Source organism: Blastococcus sp. SYSU D00813 (genome assembly GCF_054050735.1).
In genome coordinates, this window is record NZ_JBJGZX010000004.1 from 125,144 (window position 1) to 141,649 (window position 16,506).

15 protein-coding genes are annotated in these 16,506 nt (G+C 76.5%); 6 read left to right on the plus strand and 9 right to left on the minus strand.

All coding sequences use genetic code 11. The features are described from left to right. Positions 1-63: 63 nt before the first annotated feature. Both ACI8AX_RS04315 and ACI8AX_RS04320 read right to left on the minus strand, forming a co-directional pair. Complete coding sequence (locus ACI8AX_RS04315) at positions 64-447, minus strand: VOC family protein (protein WP_456548562.1); 384 nt, start codon at positions 445-447, stop codon at positions 64-66. A gap of 135 nt (positions 448-582) precedes the next feature. Continuing rightward, complete coding sequence (locus ACI8AX_RS04320) at positions 583-2,583, minus strand: fibronectin type III domain-containing protein (RefSeq protein WP_456548563.1); 2,001 nt, start codon at positions 2,581-2,583, stop codon at positions 583-585. Between the two features lie 351 nt (positions 2,584-2,934). Between ACI8AX_RS04320 and ACI8AX_RS04325 the strand changes: the two genes are divergently transcribed. Next, positions 2,935-3,765 (plus strand): DUF72 domain-containing protein, encoded by an 831-nt coding sequence (locus tag ACI8AX_RS04325; protein WP_456548564.1) that lies wholly within the window; start codon positions 2,935-2,937, stop codon positions 3,763-3,765. Here ACI8AX_RS04325 and ACI8AX_RS04330 read toward each other — a convergent pair. Beyond that, positions 3,732-4,424 (minus strand): hypothetical protein, encoded by a 693-nt coding sequence (locus ACI8AX_RS04330; RefSeq protein WP_456548565.1) that lies wholly within the window; start codon positions 4,422-4,424, stop codon positions 3,732-3,734. The genes ACI8AX_RS04325 and ACI8AX_RS04330 overlap by 34 nt on opposite strands. Positions 4,425-4,482: 58 nt before the next feature. After that, complete coding sequence (locus ACI8AX_RS04335) at positions 4,483-5,481, minus strand: Gfo/Idh/MocA family protein (protein ID WP_456548566.1); 999 nt, start codon at positions 5,479-5,481, stop codon at positions 4,483-4,485. A 37-nt stretch (positions 5,482-5,518) separates the two neighbouring features. Here ACI8AX_RS04335 and ACI8AX_RS04340 point away from each other — a divergent pair, with 37 nt between their 5' ends. After that, entirely contained in the window at positions 5,519-5,794 is a 276-nt protein-coding gene (locus ACI8AX_RS04340; protein ID WP_456548567.1) for a DUF4031 domain-containing protein, read from the plus strand. On the opposite strand, the gene ACI8AX_RS04345 is transcribed toward ACI8AX_RS04340, so the two are convergent. Then, a complete protein-coding gene (locus ACI8AX_RS04345; RefSeq protein ID WP_456548568.1) occupies positions 5,736-6,392 on the minus strand; it encodes an HD domain-containing protein in 657 nt (218 codons plus the stop codon). The genes ACI8AX_RS04340 and ACI8AX_RS04345 overlap by 59 nt on opposite strands. Next, the gene (locus ACI8AX_RS04350) at positions 6,392-7,663 is read right to left on the minus strand and encodes an ArgE/DapE family deacylase (RefSeq protein ID WP_456548569.1); all 1,272 of its coding nucleotides are present in this window, start codon (positions 7,661-7,663) and stop codon (positions 6,392-6,394) included. The genes ACI8AX_RS04345 and ACI8AX_RS04350 overlap by 1 nt, the downstream gene beginning before the upstream one ends. Positions 7,664-7,738: 75 nt before the next feature. On the opposite strand from ACI8AX_RS04350, the gene ACI8AX_RS04355 reads away from it, so the two are divergent. The 3 genes from ACI8AX_RS04355 (at position 7,739) to ACI8AX_RS04365 (ending at position 12,049) form a co-directional block, all read left to right on the plus strand. Next, positions 7,739-8,554: a phospholipid scramblase-related protein gene (locus ACI8AX_RS04355; RefSeq protein WP_456548570.1), complete on the plus strand. Its 816-nt coding sequence runs from the start codon at positions 7,739-7,741 to the stop codon at positions 8,552-8,554. A 331-nt stretch (positions 8,555-8,885) separates the two neighbouring features. Next, on the plus strand, positions 8,886-9,017 hold the full coding sequence (locus tag ACI8AX_RS04360) for a hypothetical protein (RefSeq protein WP_456548571.1): 132 nt from the start codon (positions 8,886-8,888) through the stop codon (positions 9,015-9,017). 38 nt (positions 9,018-9,055) lie between these two features. Then, entirely contained in the window at positions 9,056-12,049 is a 2,994-nt protein-coding gene (locus ACI8AX_RS04365) for a helix-turn-helix transcriptional regulator (RefSeq protein ID WP_456548636.1), read from the plus strand. 174 nt (positions 12,050-12,223) lie between these two features. Here ACI8AX_RS04365 and ACI8AX_RS04370 read toward each other — a convergent pair whose 3' ends face one another. After that, positions 12,224-13,999, minus strand: coding sequence for a DEAD/DEAH box helicase (locus ACI8AX_RS04370; RefSeq protein ID WP_456548572.1), 1,776 nt, complete (start codon positions 13,997-13,999; stop codon positions 12,224-12,226). 215 nt (positions 14,000-14,214) lie between these two features. Further along, positions 14,215-14,499 (minus strand): hypothetical protein, encoded by a 285-nt coding sequence (locus ACI8AX_RS04375; protein WP_456548573.1) that lies wholly within the window; start codon positions 14,497-14,499, stop codon positions 14,215-14,217. Between the two features lie 211 nt (positions 14,500-14,710). On the opposite strand from ACI8AX_RS04375, the gene ACI8AX_RS04380 reads away from it, so the two are divergent. Continuing rightward, entirely contained in the window at positions 14,711-15,928 is a 1,218-nt protein-coding gene (locus ACI8AX_RS04380) for an aminotransferase-like domain-containing protein (RefSeq protein ID WP_456548574.1), read from the plus strand. On the opposite strand, the gene ACI8AX_RS04385 is transcribed toward ACI8AX_RS04380, so the two are convergent. Continuing rightward, positions 15,903-16,445 carry an N-acetyltransferase family protein gene (locus ACI8AX_RS04385; protein ID WP_456548575.1) on the minus strand — a complete coding sequence of 181 codons (543 nt, stop codon included), beginning with the start codon at positions 16,443-16,445 and terminating at the stop codon, positions 15,903-15,905. The genes ACI8AX_RS04380 and ACI8AX_RS04385 overlap by 26 nt on opposite strands. Positions 16,446-16,506: the final 61 nt, after the last annotated feature.

Sequence of the window (16,506 nt, forward strand, 5' to 3'; positions counted from 1 at the left end):
ACGAGATCTGCACACTCGGGGCTTTGCGGCCCCGGAAAGCCCCGAGTGTGCAGATCTCGCGCGTCAGTCCTCGGGGGAGAAGACGCAGAACTCGTTGCCCTCGGGGTCGGCGAGCACGTCCCACTCGATCCCGTCGGGGGTGGGGACGGCGTCCCGCTGCCGGACCAGGGTGGCGCCGGCGGCCAGCAGCGCCCCGGTGTCGCCGACGACGTCGAAGTGCACCCGGTTCTTCAGCAACTTCGTCTCGGGCACCGGCACGATCCACATCAGCGGGCCGGCGCCGTCCGGGTCGACGATGGGCACCGGCCAGTCCGCCGGGCGCGGGTCGCCGCCCTCCAGCTCGTCGCGGCGGACGTAGCCGAGGGCCGAGCACCACCAGTCGGCCTGGGCCTGGTGGTCGTTCGCGTCGAGGCAGAGGTCCTTGAAGCGGGCGGGGGCTGAACCCATGCCGTGCACCTCACCACACGCGAACGGGCCGAGGGCCCGTCACCGGTGTCGGTGACGGGCCCTCGGAGTGTCCAGTCGTGGTGTGTCCCGGCCGGGCTCACCCCTGGCGGAGGTGCGGGCCCGGCCGGGAGCCGGTCACCTGGCCTCGACCGTGATCGGACCGATCACGTCCCCGTTGCTGGACTTGAACCACAGGGTCCCCGGGTTCGTCGCCGGCGCGGGGTCCACCACGATCTCCCAGGGGCCGGTGGGCAGCCCCGCGTCGAGCGCTCCGACGGTCGCGGTCGGGTACCCGGCGGCGGCGGTCGCCACCGGCCCGGTGCCTGCGGCGTTCGTCCGGTGCACCGTGATCGTCGACCCCGGCACGGTGCCGGTGCCGCGGATCCGCAGCTCGTCACCGGCCCGGTAGATCGCGACCTCGACGGCGATGTCGTCACCGGTGACGATCGCGTTGGCCAGGTTGCCGGTGGAGATGGGACCCCAGTTGGCACTGGCCGGCGTCTTGGCCTGGACGCGGACGACGTACCGGTGGTTCGGCAGGCTCTTCGGCAGGCCGACGACGGTGCCGTTGGTGGCGCCGGTGACGACCGTGTCGAACTGGGAGACCAGCACCGGCGCGGTGGTCGAACCGATCGTCTGGTCGAAGACCCGGATCCGGTAGTCGGTGGCGTCGGTCACCGGGTTCCAGCCCACGGTGATCGTGCCGGCGTTGTTGTTCGGCCCGGCGCCGGTGCTGCCCAGGACCGCCACCCCGGTCGGCGCCGTGGCGGCCACCGCGGGCCTCGGCGAGACGACACCCGAGGCGTGGGTGGCGGCGCCGGCGGCGTTGATGGCCACGACGTTGACCTGCGTGTTGTCGGCCGTGATCGGGATCGGCGCGGTGTACAGCGTCGCGTTCGGCGCCGGGACCCGGCCGTTCGGCTCCGTGGTGACCGGCGAGCCGTCGAGCGTGTAGTACGCCGTGCTGCCCGCCTCCGGGGTCAGCGTGAGCGTGCGGTTCTGGGCGACGACCGCGGTGGTCCCGTTGAACGCCGGGTCCGTGGTGAGTGTCGGGCCGGTCGTGCCGGTCGTGTCACCGGGCACGGCGCTGGTGCCGAGGAGCGCGAACGGTGCGCCGAGCTCGCGGCCGACCATCGAGCGGACCTCGATGTCGTACAGCGCGGCGGGGTCCAGGCCGCTCAGGACCGCCTGGGTCGCGTCCGCGCCGACGCGGACACCCTGGAACTCCTGCGTGCCGGCGGTCGCCGGCTCGAGGGCCTCGACGCTGTAGCCGGTGACGGCTGCGCCGCCGGCGACCGGCGCGGCCGTCTTCCAGGTGACCGTCGCCTGGGTGTCGCTGTTCCACACGACGGAGTACTCGCTCGCCGGGGGCTCGGCTCCGGCCGGACCGGCCGGGCAGCCGGGGGCGCCGCCGCTGGCCAGCCCGTACTCCGCCAGGGTGAGTCCCAGCTGCTGCTCGACGCCGCTGGTGGGCTCGGCCATCCAGCCCAGCGCCGTCCACGAGCCGTCGAAGACCATCTGCTGGTCCTCCTGCGACATGTTCGAGAAGGTGACCTCGAAGTTGCCGCCGGAAGCGGTCCCGGTGACGGTGTAACCCGTGGCGGCCGGGTCGGGCGCCTCGTTGGGGCTCCAGCCGATGGCCCGCTCGCCGATGGCGCCCGCGTCGCGCATCGCCGGGTTGACCACCTCGATCTGGAGCCGGTCGAGGCTCACGTCGCTGCCGTACGTGCCCCTGACGGTGACCGAGTTGGTGTTGCCGGCGGTCGGGGTGCTGGCGGTCAGCTCGGTGACCTTGGCGGAGCTGACCGTCATGTCGTCGACCAGCGTCGAGCCGCTGAAGCTGACCGCCACCTTGTCGCCGGCCTGGATGTCGGGAGTCAGGTCGGTGAAGCAGGACGCCGAGTCGTGGTTCCACTCGATGAAGCCGTCCGCGGGCACGACGCCCGTGGCGGTGCCCATCACCTGGCCGCCCCGGGTGACCGTCAGGGTCGCGGTCTGGCCGGCCTGCGCGGTGTAGCCCTCGATGGCCACCATGTCGCGGTCGGGGAAGACCTCGATGTTGCCCGGCCCACGGGGCGTGGCGGCCGAGGCGCTCCCGGCGATGCCGATGAGCCCGCTGGTGGCCGTGGCGGCCACGAGCCCGGCGGCGGCCAGACGGGCGCGCTTGCTGTGCAGGAGCGATCGCGATGCGGAGGGAGCCGTGACTCCGGTCCCGCCCCCGCGACCGCGGTGCCTGATTGGTCGTGTCTCGGTCATGACATCTCCGCAGTCGAACCGGTGGTACGCCCCGCTCGGGTGAGGAGGCACACGGACAAGGTCGTTCGCCGCGAGGACGACGGGCAGCCGTCCCGGGGGGGCCCGCACACCCCCCAACCAGGGGGCGACATCGGTCGTACGACCGTCCCCCCCGACGCCGGCCCCCGGTTCGACCTGCGGGTACGACGACGGACGCGAGTTGCGCGGTCGGCCGATGGGTAGGCGACCGGCGTGGCGGTGGTCGTCGGGACGTCGGGGTGGCAGTACCGCGACTGGCGCGGGCGCCTCTACCCGCCGAAGCTGCCCCAGCGCCTGTGGCTGGAGCACCACGCCGCCGTGTTCGCCACGGTGGAGAGCAACGCCGCGTTCTACCGGCTGCCCGAGCACCACACCTTCGAGGCGTGGCGGCAGCGCACCCCACCCGACTACCGCTGGGCGGTCAAGGCCAGCCGGTTCCTCACCCACGTCAAGCGGCTGCGCGACCCGGCCGAGCCGGTGGCCCGCCTGCTCGAGCGGGCGGCCGGGCTGGGCGAGCGGCTGGACGCCGTCCTGCTCCAGCTGCCGCCGACGCTCAAGGCCGACGCCGGCCTGCTGCAGGAGTGCCTGGCGTGCTTCCCGCCGTCGGTCCGGGTGGCGGTCGAGCCGCGGCACGACAGCTGGTGGACCGACGAGGTGCGCGCCCTGCTCGAGCGCTACGGCGCGGCGCTGTGCTGGGCCGACCGGGCCGAGCAGCCGGTCGCGCCGCTGTGGCGCACCACGGACTGGGGCTACCTGCGGCTGCACACGGGTGCCGCGGGCTGGGGCTACCCGCCGGCGGCGCTGCAGATCTGGGCCGACCGGCTCGCCGCCACCTACGGCGAGGACCAGGACGTGCTCGTCTACTTCAACAACGACCCCGGCGGGAACGCGGTGACCGACGCGGTCGTGTTCGCCGAGGCCGTCCGCCGGGCCGGTCGGACGCCGACCCGGGTGCCCTCACCCGCCCAGGCGAGCGGCGCCGCGTGGACGGGCGAGGAGCGGCTGCCGGTTCAGTCGTCGGAGGAGTCGTCCCCGTCGCCGTGACCCGAGCGGTCGGCCTCCTCGGCCTGCTCGGCGGCCTCCTCCGCCTGCTCGGCAGCCTCCTCCGCGGCCTCTTCCGCGGCCTCGGCGGCCTCCTCGGCGGCTTCCTCCGCCTGCTCGGCGGCCTCCTCGGCGGCCTCCTCCGCGGCCTCGCGGGCCTCTTCCTCGGCCTCGGCCGCCTGGCGCGCCGGGTCCCCCGAGTGCGACGAGCCGGAGCCCGAGCCGGAGCCCGAGCCGGAGCCGTCCTCGTCGGAGTCGTCGAGGTCGCCCGGGCTGTCTGCACCCGAGTCGTCCGTCTCGCCGCTGTCCTCGTCGGAGTCGTCGAGGTCGCCGGGACTGTCTGCACCCGAGTCGTCCGTCTCGCCGCTGTCCTCGTCGGAGTCGTCGAGGTCGCCGGGGCTGTCGGCCCCGGAGTCGTCGCTCTCGTCGTCGTCCGCCGAGGTGTGGCGCACGGCGTCGTCGTCGGAGTCGGGGACGTCGAAGGGGGTGACCACCTCGAGCGCGCCTGCGACGCCGTCCTGGACGGTCCCGGGGAGCACCCCGGTGAAGCCGGCGCCGGTCACCCCGGCGACGGCGATCCCCACCCCGCAGGTGACCTGCGCGACGGTGGAGGCGGAGGCGACCTTGGCCGCCAGAGCGGTGAGACCGGTGATCAGAGGCATGCCGCTGTGATCGGCAGCACCCCGGGGAACTTGAACCGTGAAGGACCTTGGTCCCTGCTCAGAGCGCGGCAGGGTCCTCCGAGTGGGCGACACCGAGCGCCCGGGCGGCGCGGCCGAGCACGTCCATGACCGCCTGGGTGTCGGCCAGCGGCATCACCGCGCTCTCGGTCCGGCCGGCGCGCAGGCACTCGGTCACCTCGATCAGCTCGTGCGCGTAGCCGCGGCCGGTCTGCGGCCGGGTGATCGTCTCGGGAGCGCTGCCGGTCCGGTTCAGCACGATGGTGTCCGGGTGGTGGAAGCGGGGGAGGACGTCGATCCACCCCTGCGTGCCCAGGACCCGGGCGGAACCGGGGGTCGGGTACCGCAGCGACGTCGTCAGCGTCGCCGACCGGCCGTCCGCGTGGCCGAGCAGAAGGACCGCCTCGGCGTCGACCCCGGTCGGGAACGTGGAGCCGGTGACGGTCACGGTGTCGGGCGAGCCGAGCAGCATCTGCGCGAAGGACACCACGTAGACGCCGAGGTCGAGCAGCGCGCCCCCGCCGAGCTCCAGGGCGAACAACCGGTCGGCGGGGTCGTACACCCGGGCGACGCCGAGGTCGGCCTGCACCGAGCGGACCTCGCCGATCGCCCCGTCGGCGACCAGCTCGCGCAGCGCGACCACCGCCGGCTGGAAGCGCGTCCACATCGCCTCCATGACGAAGACGCCGGCCGACCGGGCCGCCGCGACCACGTCGGCGGTGCCCTCCGGCGTCGCGGTGAAGGACTTCTCGACCAGCAGCGCCTTGCCCGCCGCGATCGCCGCGACGGCGACCGCGGCGTGCTGGGCGTGCGGGGTGGCCAGGTAGAGGACGTCGACCTCGGGGTCGGCCAGGATCTCCGCGTAGGAGCCGTGCGACCGGGGGATGCCGTGCCGCCGCGCGAAGTCGGCGCCGCGCTCGGCGGAGCGGGAGGCGACCGCGGTCACCCGGGCGCCCTCCACGTGCGCGAAGTCGGGCAGCACGCTCTCGGCGATGCGGCCCGGGCCCACGATGCCCCAGCGGATCTCGTCGTCGCTCACCCCGACGACGCTATCGGCCGCCGGGCAGACTCGTGCCGTGGCCGTGCTGATCGACAGTCCCGTGTGGCCGTGGCGCGGCCGTCGCTGGTCGCACCTGGTCAGCGACGTCTCCTACGACGAGCTGCACGCCTTCGTCGCCGCCGAGCTGGGCATCCCGCGACGGGCCTTCCAGGGCGACCACTACGACGTCCCCGAGGAGCTGCACGAGCACGCGGTGGCCGCCGGAGCCCAGCCGGTCGGGTCGCGGGAGCTGCTCAGCCGCCTGTCGGCGGCGGGCCTGCGGCGGAAGAAGCGCGGGCCCGCAGCAGGCTGAGCTCCGCGGCCAGGTTGGCCCGCGCCCGCGGTGTCCAGTCGGCCGCCACGGCCGGCAGCCGGTACAGGGTCCCCAGTCCGAGCAGGTGCTCGAGGACGGCGATCCGGCCGGCGGTGAACTCCTCGTCGGACAGGTGGCCGTACTCCTCGCGCACCGCCGAGGCGTACGCGGCGTAGGCCGCCGGGGGACTGGCCAGCACCGCGAGGTCGGCGTCGCACAGCACCGCGCCGTTCGCGTCGTCCGGGTCGGGGTCGTGCCCGGCGGTGAGCAGCACCAGCCGGGACACCTCCTCGACCCGCTCCTCCGGCACCAGGCCGCGCAGCCCCGCCCGCGCGCGCTCGGCACTGACCGCCTCGTTGTCGCCACGGGTGGGGTCGTAGACGACGTCGTGGTACCAGGCGGCCAGCCGCACGGCGGCCGGGTCGGCCGCCGCTCCCTCGAGCTCCCCGACGATCCCGAGGACGGCGGCCAGGTGGGCCCGGTCGTGGTAGCGGCGGTGCGGCTGCCCCCAGGCGTCGAGCACGGCGGCCCACTCGGTGCGCGCGGTGTCGGAGTCGCCGGCCAGGGACGCCCAGGCCGCGAACCCCAGCAGCTCCATCAGGCCACCCCGCAGCGCCGGAGGGTGAGCAGCGCGAAGGCCCGGGCGGCGGTGACGACCTCGTCCAGGGGCACCCGCTCGGCCGGCGCGTGCGCCAGGTGCAGGTCGCCCGGGCCGTGGTGGAGCGTCGGGATGCCCGCCGCGGCGTAGAGGCGCAGGTCGGTGCCGGCCGCCACGGCCCGCTCGGGCACCGGACCGGCGCCCGCGTCGGCCAGTGCGGCGCGCACCTCGTCGAGCAGCGGCGACCCGGGGGTGAGCTCGCCGCTGGCGAAGGAGCCGCCGGTCCACTCGACCGACACGGGGTGGGCGGCCAGCCACGGGTGACCGGCGCAGAACCCGGCCACCCGCTCCTCGAACGCGCGGCGGGCGTCGTCCACCGGCTCGCCGAGGCGCACGCCGTAGCGCCCCTCGGCGACGAGCAGGTCCGGCACGGTGCTGGCCCAGTCGCCGGCGCGCACGGTGCCGACCGACAGCCCGAACGGGTACCGGGCCTCGCCGAACCGCGGGTCCGCGCCGAGCTGCCGCTCGGCCTCGAACGCGAGCAGGTCGGCGTGCACCGCGGTGAACAGCTCCACCGCGCTGACCCCGCGGTCGCGCATCGCGGCGTGCGCGGCCGCGCCGGTCACCCGCAGCCGGAACGTCAGCGCGCCGGCGGCCGCGGTCACGACCGCGCCGGCCGTGGGCTCGGGGATGACGCAGGCGTCGCCGCGGTGCCCGCGGGCGAGGGTCGCCCAGGCGCCGAGCCCGCCGTCCTCCTCGCCGACGACGGCGTGCAGGGCGACCGGCCGGGCCAGCCGGACGCCGGCGGAGCGGATCGCCGCCAGGGCGGCCAGCGCCGAGACCAGCCCGCCCTTCATGTCGCAGGCGCCGCGGCCGTGCAGCTGGCCCCCCTCGATGCGGGGCGTGAAGGGGTCGCCGGCCCACCGGTCGCGGTCGCCGGGCGGGACGACGTCGGTGTGCCCGCAGAAGACCAGCGCCGGGTCGCCGTCCTCGGCGCCGGGCAGGGTGCCCACGACGCCCCAGGCCTCCTCGCGCGCCACCTCCTGGCCCGGGGCGTCCGGCGCCGCCGCGGCGTCGGCCAGGTCGATGGGCCAGCGGTCGACGTCGCAGCCGAGCGCGTCCAGCCAGTCGCCGACCAGGTGCTGCACCTCGACCTCGGCGGCCGTGCCGCCGATGGACGGGACCGCGACCAGGCGGGCGAGCCGGTCGGTCGCCCAGGCGGCGTCGACGGCGGACAGGACGCGGGCCTCGGCGGCGGTCGGGTCGGCCACCCGCGGAGTCTGGCACGGGCGGCACCGGCGAGCCGGAGGGTGCCTCGGCAGGTGCGGGGCGTTAGCTTGCCCGGCGTGACGCAACCCCCTCCGCCTCCGGGCTGGTACCCCGACCCCGGCGGCAGCAGCAGCATGCGCTGGTGGGACGGGCAGGGCTGGACCGAGCACCTGCAGCAGCAGGCCCCGCCGCCGCCCCCGCCCCCCGCGCCGGTCCCGCCGCCGGTCCCGCAGGCCCCGGTGCAGCACGCGCCGGGCCAGCACGGGCCCGCGCAGCACGTGCCGGCCGGCCGCGGGCCGTCGCTGTACGACCAGCCGGTCCTGGTGGTGAACCAGAAGACCAAGCTCATCGAGCTGACCAACGAGTACGCCGTCCTCGACGCTCAGGGCCAGCAGATCGGCGCCGTCGTGCAGGTGGGGCAGAGCGGGCTCAAGAAGGCGGCGCGGTTCGTCTCGAGCCTCGACCAGTTCATGACCCACCGGCTCGAGGTCCGGGACGCCGGCGGCGTGGTCCTCGTGCTGACCCGTCCGGCCAAGATCGTGAAGTCCCGGGTCCTCGTCGAGCGGCCCGACGGCTCCCCGGTCGGCGAGATCGTGCAGGGCAACGTCTTCGGCAAGATCCGGTTCGACATGGTCGCGGGCGGTCAGGTCGTCGGCGCGATCCAGGGCGAGAACTGGCGGGCGTGGGACTTCGCCGTCCTCGACGCGGCGGGCACCGAGATCGCCCGGATCACCAAGAACTGGGAGGGCCTGGCCCGCACCCTGTTCACGACGGCGGACAAGTACGTCGTCCAGGTGCACTACAAGCTGCCCGAGCCGCTGGCCAGCATGGTCATCGCCTCGGCGCTGACGGTCGACACCGCGCTGAAGCAGGACGCCCGCGGATTCGGCTGATCCCGTGTCGCAGGGCGCCGGGAGGGGTAGCCTCGGAGGTGTCCGGACCGGGCGATCTGTGTCCCCGGGTGCCAATTGGATACCGCCTTCGCGGACTACCGCCCCGACCTCGGTCGGGGGCCTGGAGCCGCGTCGTGCTTCTCGCCGCGAGGCGACCAGCGCCCGGTCCGGACCCCGACCGCGCACCCGGCTGAGGCCCCTCAGGAGCTCACCTGAGGGGCCTCAGCCGCGTCCGGGCCCGCGAGGACTGCCCGACCTGCCGATGCCGCGGCCGCCTCCTCAGCACGAGCGTCGTCCTCGTCAACGACAGGGACGACCCGAGGAGCCGGCCGTGTACAGCGCCTACCCCAACCCCGGTCTCGAGGCCGAGCTGGCCTACCGCCGCGAGCTGCTCAGCGAGCTGGGCCGCGGCACCCGCACCCGGCGCAACCCGTGGCGGTCGCGGCGCCGGCGGGCCGGCTGACCGCCGTCGCGCCCGGCCCGTCGGTGGCCCGTGCCACCATGCCGGGCGTGCCGCAGTGGGAGGACCGTCCGCTCGTCGGCCGGGACGCCGAGCTGGCCCGGCTGCTGGCGTCGGTCGACCGCGCGGTCGGCGGCGCCGGGAGCGCCGTCCTGCTGGCCGGGGACGCCGGCGTGGGCAAGACCCGGCTGCTCGACGAGCTGTGCGCCCGCGCCGGCGCCCGGGGCCTACGGGTGCTGACCGGGCACTGCGTCGACCTCGGCGAGGTGGGGCTGCCGTACCTCCCCTTCGTCGACCTGCTGCGCCCGGTGGCGGCCGACCCGGCGGCGGAGGGCTCGCCCGCGCTGGCGGGGCTGCTGGCCGGCCGGGCGGGCGGCCCGGTCCCCGGCCCCGTCGCGGCCGACGCCGCCGACCTCGACCGGCGGCTGCCCTACCGTGCCGCACCGCTGCCGGCCGACGACGGGCGGCTGCAGCTGTTCGAGTCGGTCGCCGCGCTGCTGGCCGAGCTGGCCGCCGCGACGCCGCTGCTGCTGGTCGTCGAGGACCTGCACTGGGCCGACCGCTCCAGCCGCGACCTGCTCCGCTACCTGCTCGCGCGCCTGGGCGAGGAGCCGGTGGCTCTCGTGGCCTCCTACCGCGCCGACGACCTGCACCGGCGCCACCCGCTGCGGCCGCTGCTGGCCGAGCTGGTCCGGCTGCCCGGGGTCGAGCGGCTGGAGCTCGCCCCGCTGCCCGACCCCGCCGTCGGCCAGCTGGTGCGGGACCTCGCCGCCGGGGTGCCGGAGGCCACGGTGGACGACGTGGTGGCCCGCGCGGAGGGCAACGCCTTCTACGCGCAGGAGCTGCTGGCGGCGGGGCTGGCAGGGGAGAGCCTGCCGCTCGCGCTGACCGACGTGCTGCTGGCCCGGGTGGAGCGGCTGGCACCGGCGGCCCAGCGGGTGCTGCGGGTGGCCGCCGTCGCGGGCCGGCAGGTGCGCCACGAGCTCGTCGCCGCCGTCTCCGGGCTCTCGCCGGCCGAGCTCGAGCCGGCCCTGACCGAGGCGGTGCACTCCCACCTGCTGGTCGTCTCCGCCGACGGCCGGTACCGCTTCCGGCACGCCCTGCTGCGCGAGGCCGTGCTGGCCGACCTGCTCCCGGGGGAGCGGGTGCGGCTGCACGCCGCCGTGGCCGCGCACCTGGCCGCCGACCCCGGCGCCGGCACCGCCGCCGAGCGCGCCCACCACGCGCGGGAGAGCAACGACCTGCCCACCGCGCTGACCGCGTCGCTGGACGCCGCCGCCGACGCCGCCCGCGTGGGCGCCCCGGCGGAGCGGCTGCAGCACCTGGAGGCGGCGCTGGGCCTCTGGCCGGCCGTCGCGGACCCGGCGGGCCTGACCGGCCGGGAGCACGCCGACCTCCTGCTCGAGGCCGCCGCCGCGGCCCGGGCGGGGGGCGAGCTGCACCGGGCCGTGGCGTTCCTGCACTCCGCCCGCGACCTGCTCGGGCCCGACGGCGACCGCGTGACGCTCGCGCGCGTGCACTACACGCTGGCGCAGGCGCTGGGCCGGATCGAGGACCAGGCCGCCGCCCACCGCGAGAGCTCGCGGGCGATGGCGCTGGTCCCGCCGTCCCCGCCGTCGGCGGCGCGCACGTGGGCCGCGGCGACCCACGCCCGCACCTGCTACGACCTCGACCTGTGGGCCGAGGGAGACGCCGCCGCCGAGGAGGCGCTCGCCGCGGCCGACGCCCTCGGGCTGGACAGCGCCTGGGCCGACACCGCGGTGACGCTGGTGCGCAGCCGCGGCGGCGGGTCGGGCGGCGTGCGCCTGGAGGACGCGCTCGACCGCGCCCGCCGCTCCGGCGACCGCGACGTCGAGATGCGCGTGCTGTTCAACCTGGCCACCGTCCCCTACGAGGAGGGGGACGTCGCCACGGCGCTGCGCTGGGTCGACGCGGCGCTGGCCCGGGCGGAGGGCCTCGGCATGCCGTGGATGTTCTACGCGGCCGAGATCCGCCACCTCGGCGTGGTGGCCCGCTACGTGACCGGGGACTGGGACGGCAGCCTGGCGCTGGCCGAACGGCTGGCCCGGGTGCCGGAGATGGCGGCGCACGTGCGGGCGGCGGGCCTGCTGGTCCTGGTGGGCCGGGGCGACCCCGCGGCACCGGAGCGGATCGCCTGGGCCCGCGGCCTGGCCGCCCGCCTGGACGCGCACGTGCTGCTCATGCTGGCCACCGCCGGCCCGGCCATCGACGTCGCCGCCCGGGCCGGCGACGCCGAGACGGCGGCCGCCGAGGCCGAGCGCGTGGCGGCGCGGCTGCGCGCCCTGTGGGGGAGCAACCGGCTGGCCGTCGTCCGGCTGGTGGCCCTGGCCCTGGCCGCGGTCGCCGACGCGGCCGCCGCCGCGCGGGCGGCCGGGGACGCCGCGGCCGAGGGGGCGTGGGTCGCACGCGGCGACGCGCTGGTCGGGCTCGCGCGCTCGGCCGTGGAGGACCACGTGCGGGAGGTCGGCCCGTACGGGGCCGAGGGGACGGCGTGGCTGCTGCGGGTGCAGGCCGAGCAGGAGCGGCTGCACGGGCGGCCGGCGCCGCAGGCCTGGCGGGCGGCCGTCGACGGGTTCGGCTACGGCGACGTCCACGAGCAGGCCCGCTCCCGGTGGCGGCTGGCCGAGGCGCTGCTCGCCACCGGCGACCGCGACGGGGCGCGGGAGGCGCTGCAGCTCGCCGCCGACGTGGCGGTGCGCCTGGGCGCGCGACCCCTGCAGGAGGCGGTGACCGCGCTGGCCCGGCGGGCGCGGCTCGCCGTCGACGTGCCGGGCCTCGGCCGGCTGCCGGACGCCGCGGCGGTGTTCACCCCCCGCGAGGTGGAGGTGCTCGGCCTGCTGGCCCGCGGCCGGACCAACCGGCAGATCGGCACGGAGCTCTACATCAGCGAGAAGACGGCGAGCGTGCACGTCAGCAACATCCTGGCCAAGCTCGGCGCGGGCAGCCGCACCGAGGCCGTGGCCCTGGCCGCCGCCCGCGGCCTCCTGCCCGCCGCGGAGCCCTCCGCCGGCTGAGGCCGTCGCGGACCCCGCACGCGACGGCGCCGGGTCCGCGGGTGCCGGGGACGGCGCGGAGCCGGGGTGGCCCCGTCGTGGGGGCCCGGAGGGCCTCCCGACCGGGACATCGGCAGCGGCTCAGCGCAGGCCGGGGCGGCACCTGGCCGCGGTGCGGTCCGGAGGACCGCGACGTCACAGCATCGTGCGGAGGCGTTCCCGGCGGGCGCGGAGGACGTCGACCGAGGCCGAGGCCGACGGCGGCCCGGGGACCTGCTGGCGCAGCTGCGTGTGCACCACCGCGTGGGGTGTCGACGTCTTCGCCGACACGCGGCTGACCAGGCGGTTGATCTCGCGGCGCAGCTCGGCGGCGTCGCGCCAGGAGCGGCCGGCGTCGTCCTCGTCGGGGTGGTCCTCGACGATCATGAAGTCGCCGTCCTCCGCGCGGGAGCTCTGCGCGACGCGCAGCCGCAGCTCGTCGTCCCGCTTGGCCAGCAGCTCCGCCGTCTGCGCGGGGGTGAGCAGGCCCGGGATGCCGAGGAAGTCGTCGTCCTCCGGGGCGAGCGCCACGGCGCCCGAGCCCTCACCGGTGTGCGCCGTCCCGCTGTGCAGCACGTGGGCGAAGCGGGCGTCGGCCTCCAGGGCCTCCCACTGCTTCATCTCGCCCTCGCGCGGCTCGCGCGGGGGGAGGTCGAGCGCCTCCAGCTCCTCGTCGGGCTGGCTCTTGGGCGGCGGCATGACGTGGTTGCGCTGCTCCTCCATGGTGGCGGCCAGCGACAGCAGCGGCCGCACCGCGGGGAGGAACACCGTCGCCGACTCGTGGGCGGCGCGGGCGCGGACCACGCGGCCGACGGCCTGGGCGAAGAACAGCGGCGTCCGGTAGGAGGTCATCCACGCCAGGACGGCGGCGCGGGGCACGTCGACGCCCTCGGAGATCATCCGGACGCAGACGGCGATGCGGGCCGACCCGGTGGCGAAGCGCTCGATCTTCTTCGAGGCCTTGGGGTCGTCGGAGAGGATCAGCTCCGGCGCCTTGCCGGTGACCCGCCTGACGATGCGCGCGTAGGCGCGGGCGTCGTCCTGGTCGCTGGCGAGGATGAGCCCGGCGGCGTCGGGCATGCCACCCTCCTCGCGCAGGTGCGTGATCCGGTCGTCCATCGCGGCGATGACGTGCGGCACCCACTGGCCCTTGGGGTCCAGGGCGGTGCGCCAGGCCTGCATCTCCACCGACTTGGTGCCGGCCTCGGTGAGCGAGGCGGCGACGACCTCGCCGGCGGAGTTCCGCCAGCGGGCGGTGCCGGTGTAGGCGGCGAAGACGACGGGGCGGACGACGCTGTCGGCCAGCGCCTCCTTGTAGCCGTAGGTGTAGTCGGCGCGGCTGACCAGACCGCCGGCCTCGCCCTCGAAGGTGTCCTCCTCGTAGCGGACGAAGGGGATGCGCTCGTCGGGCTTGGTGCGGAACGGCGTCCCGGTCAGGCACAGCCGGCGCGCGGCCATGCCGTAGGCCTCCTCGATCGCCTCGCCCCAGGAGAGGCCGTCGCCGGCGTGGTGCACCTCGTCCAGGATGACCAGGGACTTCACGGCGGTGGCCCGGGCGGCGTGCAGCATCGGCTTGCCGGCGACCTGCGCGTACGTGGTCACGTAGCCCTGCGTGCCGGCGCGGACCGGACCGACGGCGTTGGTCAGGTTCGGGTCGAGGACGATGCCCATCCGGTCGGCGGCCTCGGCCCACTGCAGGCGCAGGTGGTCGGTCGGCGCGACGACGACGACGCGGGCGACCTCACGCCGGGACAGCAGCCGGGCGGCCAGCGTGAGGGCGAACGTCGTCTTGCCGGCGCCCGGGGTCGCGGTGACGAGGAAGTCCTTGGGGGACTGCTCCTCGTACTGCTCGAGGGCGGCCTGCTGCCACGCCCGGAGCGGTCGGCCGGTCCTCTGCGGGGCGACCGCCTCCGCACGTGCTGCACTCCCCATGTCGGGGTCCATCCTGCCGTCCGGCGCGGGGACACGCCCAACCACCCGGCGCTTGCGCGCCGCCCCGCCGACGACGTATGGGATGCCTCCCGCATCGCTCTGACCTGCGGTTCCGTCCGGTGGGACGACACGCGTGTGGCGAGCGTCATGCCGCGTGCGGACCGGTCCGTCCCGCCCCGCGGGTCCCGCCGTCCCCAGCCGCCCCGGCGGCCGGGTCAGGAGTCCTGGCCGACCACCCGGAGGTCGGGCCGGGTGTCGATGCCGGCCCGCGGGTCGGGGATGGCGGGGAGCCCGGCCGTGCGCCGCAGCCGCGTCTCCGTCACGTCGAGGGCACGGGCCAGCGGGGCCGCGAGACCCTCGGAGATGAAGCTCCGCCCGCGGCGGCTCAGCAGTTCCACGACCTGGGGCGGGATCACCCAGCGGGACCGCCGGGACGCCTCCTCGGGGCTGCGGTCCAGCTCCCAGAGGCGGCGCCGGACCAGGTCCGACAGATCAGCCATCGCGCCAGAGTACGACCGTCCGGCCCCGCGGGCATCCCGGACGCGGTCCCCCGGAGCGGGGAGCCGATGGCCCCGCGAGCGCCCGCGGCGCTAGTCTCGGGGCGAGCTCCTCGACCAGGCAGCCCGATCGGCGCGTCGACGCGGCAGGGACACCACCCGCCGGCCTCCGCGCCGCACACCCACCCCGTCGAGGCACCCGCAGGAGCTCCCCGTGTCGACCGTCGTCCCGTCCCGTCCCACCCCGGCGCTCGCCGCGCGGCTGCGCGGGGTGGCCAGCTCGCCGGTGCGCGAGCTGCTGGCCCTGCTCGACCGGCCCGAGGTGATCTCGTTCGCCGGTGGCCTGCCGGCCCCGGAGCTCTTCGACGTCGAGGGGCTGCGCGCGGCGTTCGACACCGCGCTCGCCGACGGGCACGCCCGGCGCAGCCTGCAGTACGCGCCGACGGAGGGGGACCCCCGGCTGCGGGCGCTGGTCGCCGGGCGGATGACCGCCCGCGGGCTGCCCACGACCGCCGGCGACCTGCTCGTGACCACCGGCTCCCAGCAGGCGCTGACGCTCGTCGCCGCCGCGCTGCTCGACCCGGGCGCCGTGGTCGCCGTCGAGGAGCCGACGTACCTGGCCGCGCTGCAGTGCTTCTCCCTCGCCGGGGCGCGGGTGGTCCCGGTGCGCAGCGACGCCGACGGCATCGACCCCGAGGCGCTGGCCGACGTCGTCGCCCGCGAGCGGCCGGCCCTGCTCTACCTCGTGCCCACCTTCGCCAACCCGACCGGCCGGACGCTGCTCGCGGCCCGGCGGGCCGCCGTCGCCGAGATCGCCGCCGCGGCAGGCCTGTGGGTCGTCGAGGACGACCCGTACGGCGAGCTGCGCTACCGCGGGACGCCGGTGCGCCCGCTGGCGGCCGAGCCGGCGGGGGAGGACCGGGTGCTGTACCTCGGCAGCTTCTCCAAGATCGCCGCGCCCGGGCTGCGGATCGGCTGGCTGCGCGCGCCTGCAGGGCTGCTGCCTGCACTGACGGTGGCCAAGCAGGCCGCCGACCTGCACACCTCGACCGTCGACCAGGCCGCCGCCGCCGCGTGGCTGGCCGCCACGGACGTCGAGGCGCACGTGGCCCGGCTGTGCGCGGCCTACGTCGAGCGGCGGGACGCGATGGTGGCCGCGCTGCCCTCGACGCTGCCGGAGGGCAGCACGTGGAGCGACCCGGACGGCGGCATGTTCACCTGGGTGCGGCTGCCCGGCCACGTCGACACCGCGGCGCTGCTGCCCGACGCCGTGCGCGCCGACGTCGCGTTCGTGCCCGGGGCGCCGTTCTTCGCCGGGACGCCCGACCGGGCCACGCTGCGGATGTCGTTCACCACGAACACGCCCGCGCAGATCGCCGAGGGGATGGCGCGGCTGGCCGGGGTGCTCAGGGCAGCGGCCGCACGAAGCTGACCCGGTCCAGGCCCGGCCCGTCGTAGTCGGAGTGGACGGGGACGCCGTCGTGCTCCCGGTCGCCGGGCTCCAGCGCGAAGCCCATCCGGGTGTGGAAGGCGACCGAGGCCCGGTTGTCCGGCCCGGTGATGCAGCGGACCTCGCGCGCGCCGCTGGCGGTCATGGCGGCGAAGAAGGCCTCGTACAGCCGTCGGCCCAGGCCGCCGCCGTGCCGAGCGGGGTCGACGCCGACGAAGTGCACGTAGGCGACCGGCGCGTCCGGCGACAGGAAGCCGACGAGGAAGGCCGCCACGCGCCCGTCGGCGTCCTCCACGAGGGTGCTGGTGCCGGTGAAGTGCTGGAGGAACAGCCGGGGGAGCAGCAGCGCCCGCTGCAGGTCCCCGGAGTCGCCGCCGAGGTGGCCCCACCACGCGCCCAGCACCGCCTGGAGGCGGACGTGGTCGGCCTCCACCGGTCGCCGGGCGCTCAGCCCCGCGGGCAGCTCCAGGAGGTCGACGGGGTCGCGCGTCGTCGTCATGCCGGCGACCCCACCACCCGTGGCCGTCGCGGTCCACCGACTCGAGTCGTGCGGCCCCCTC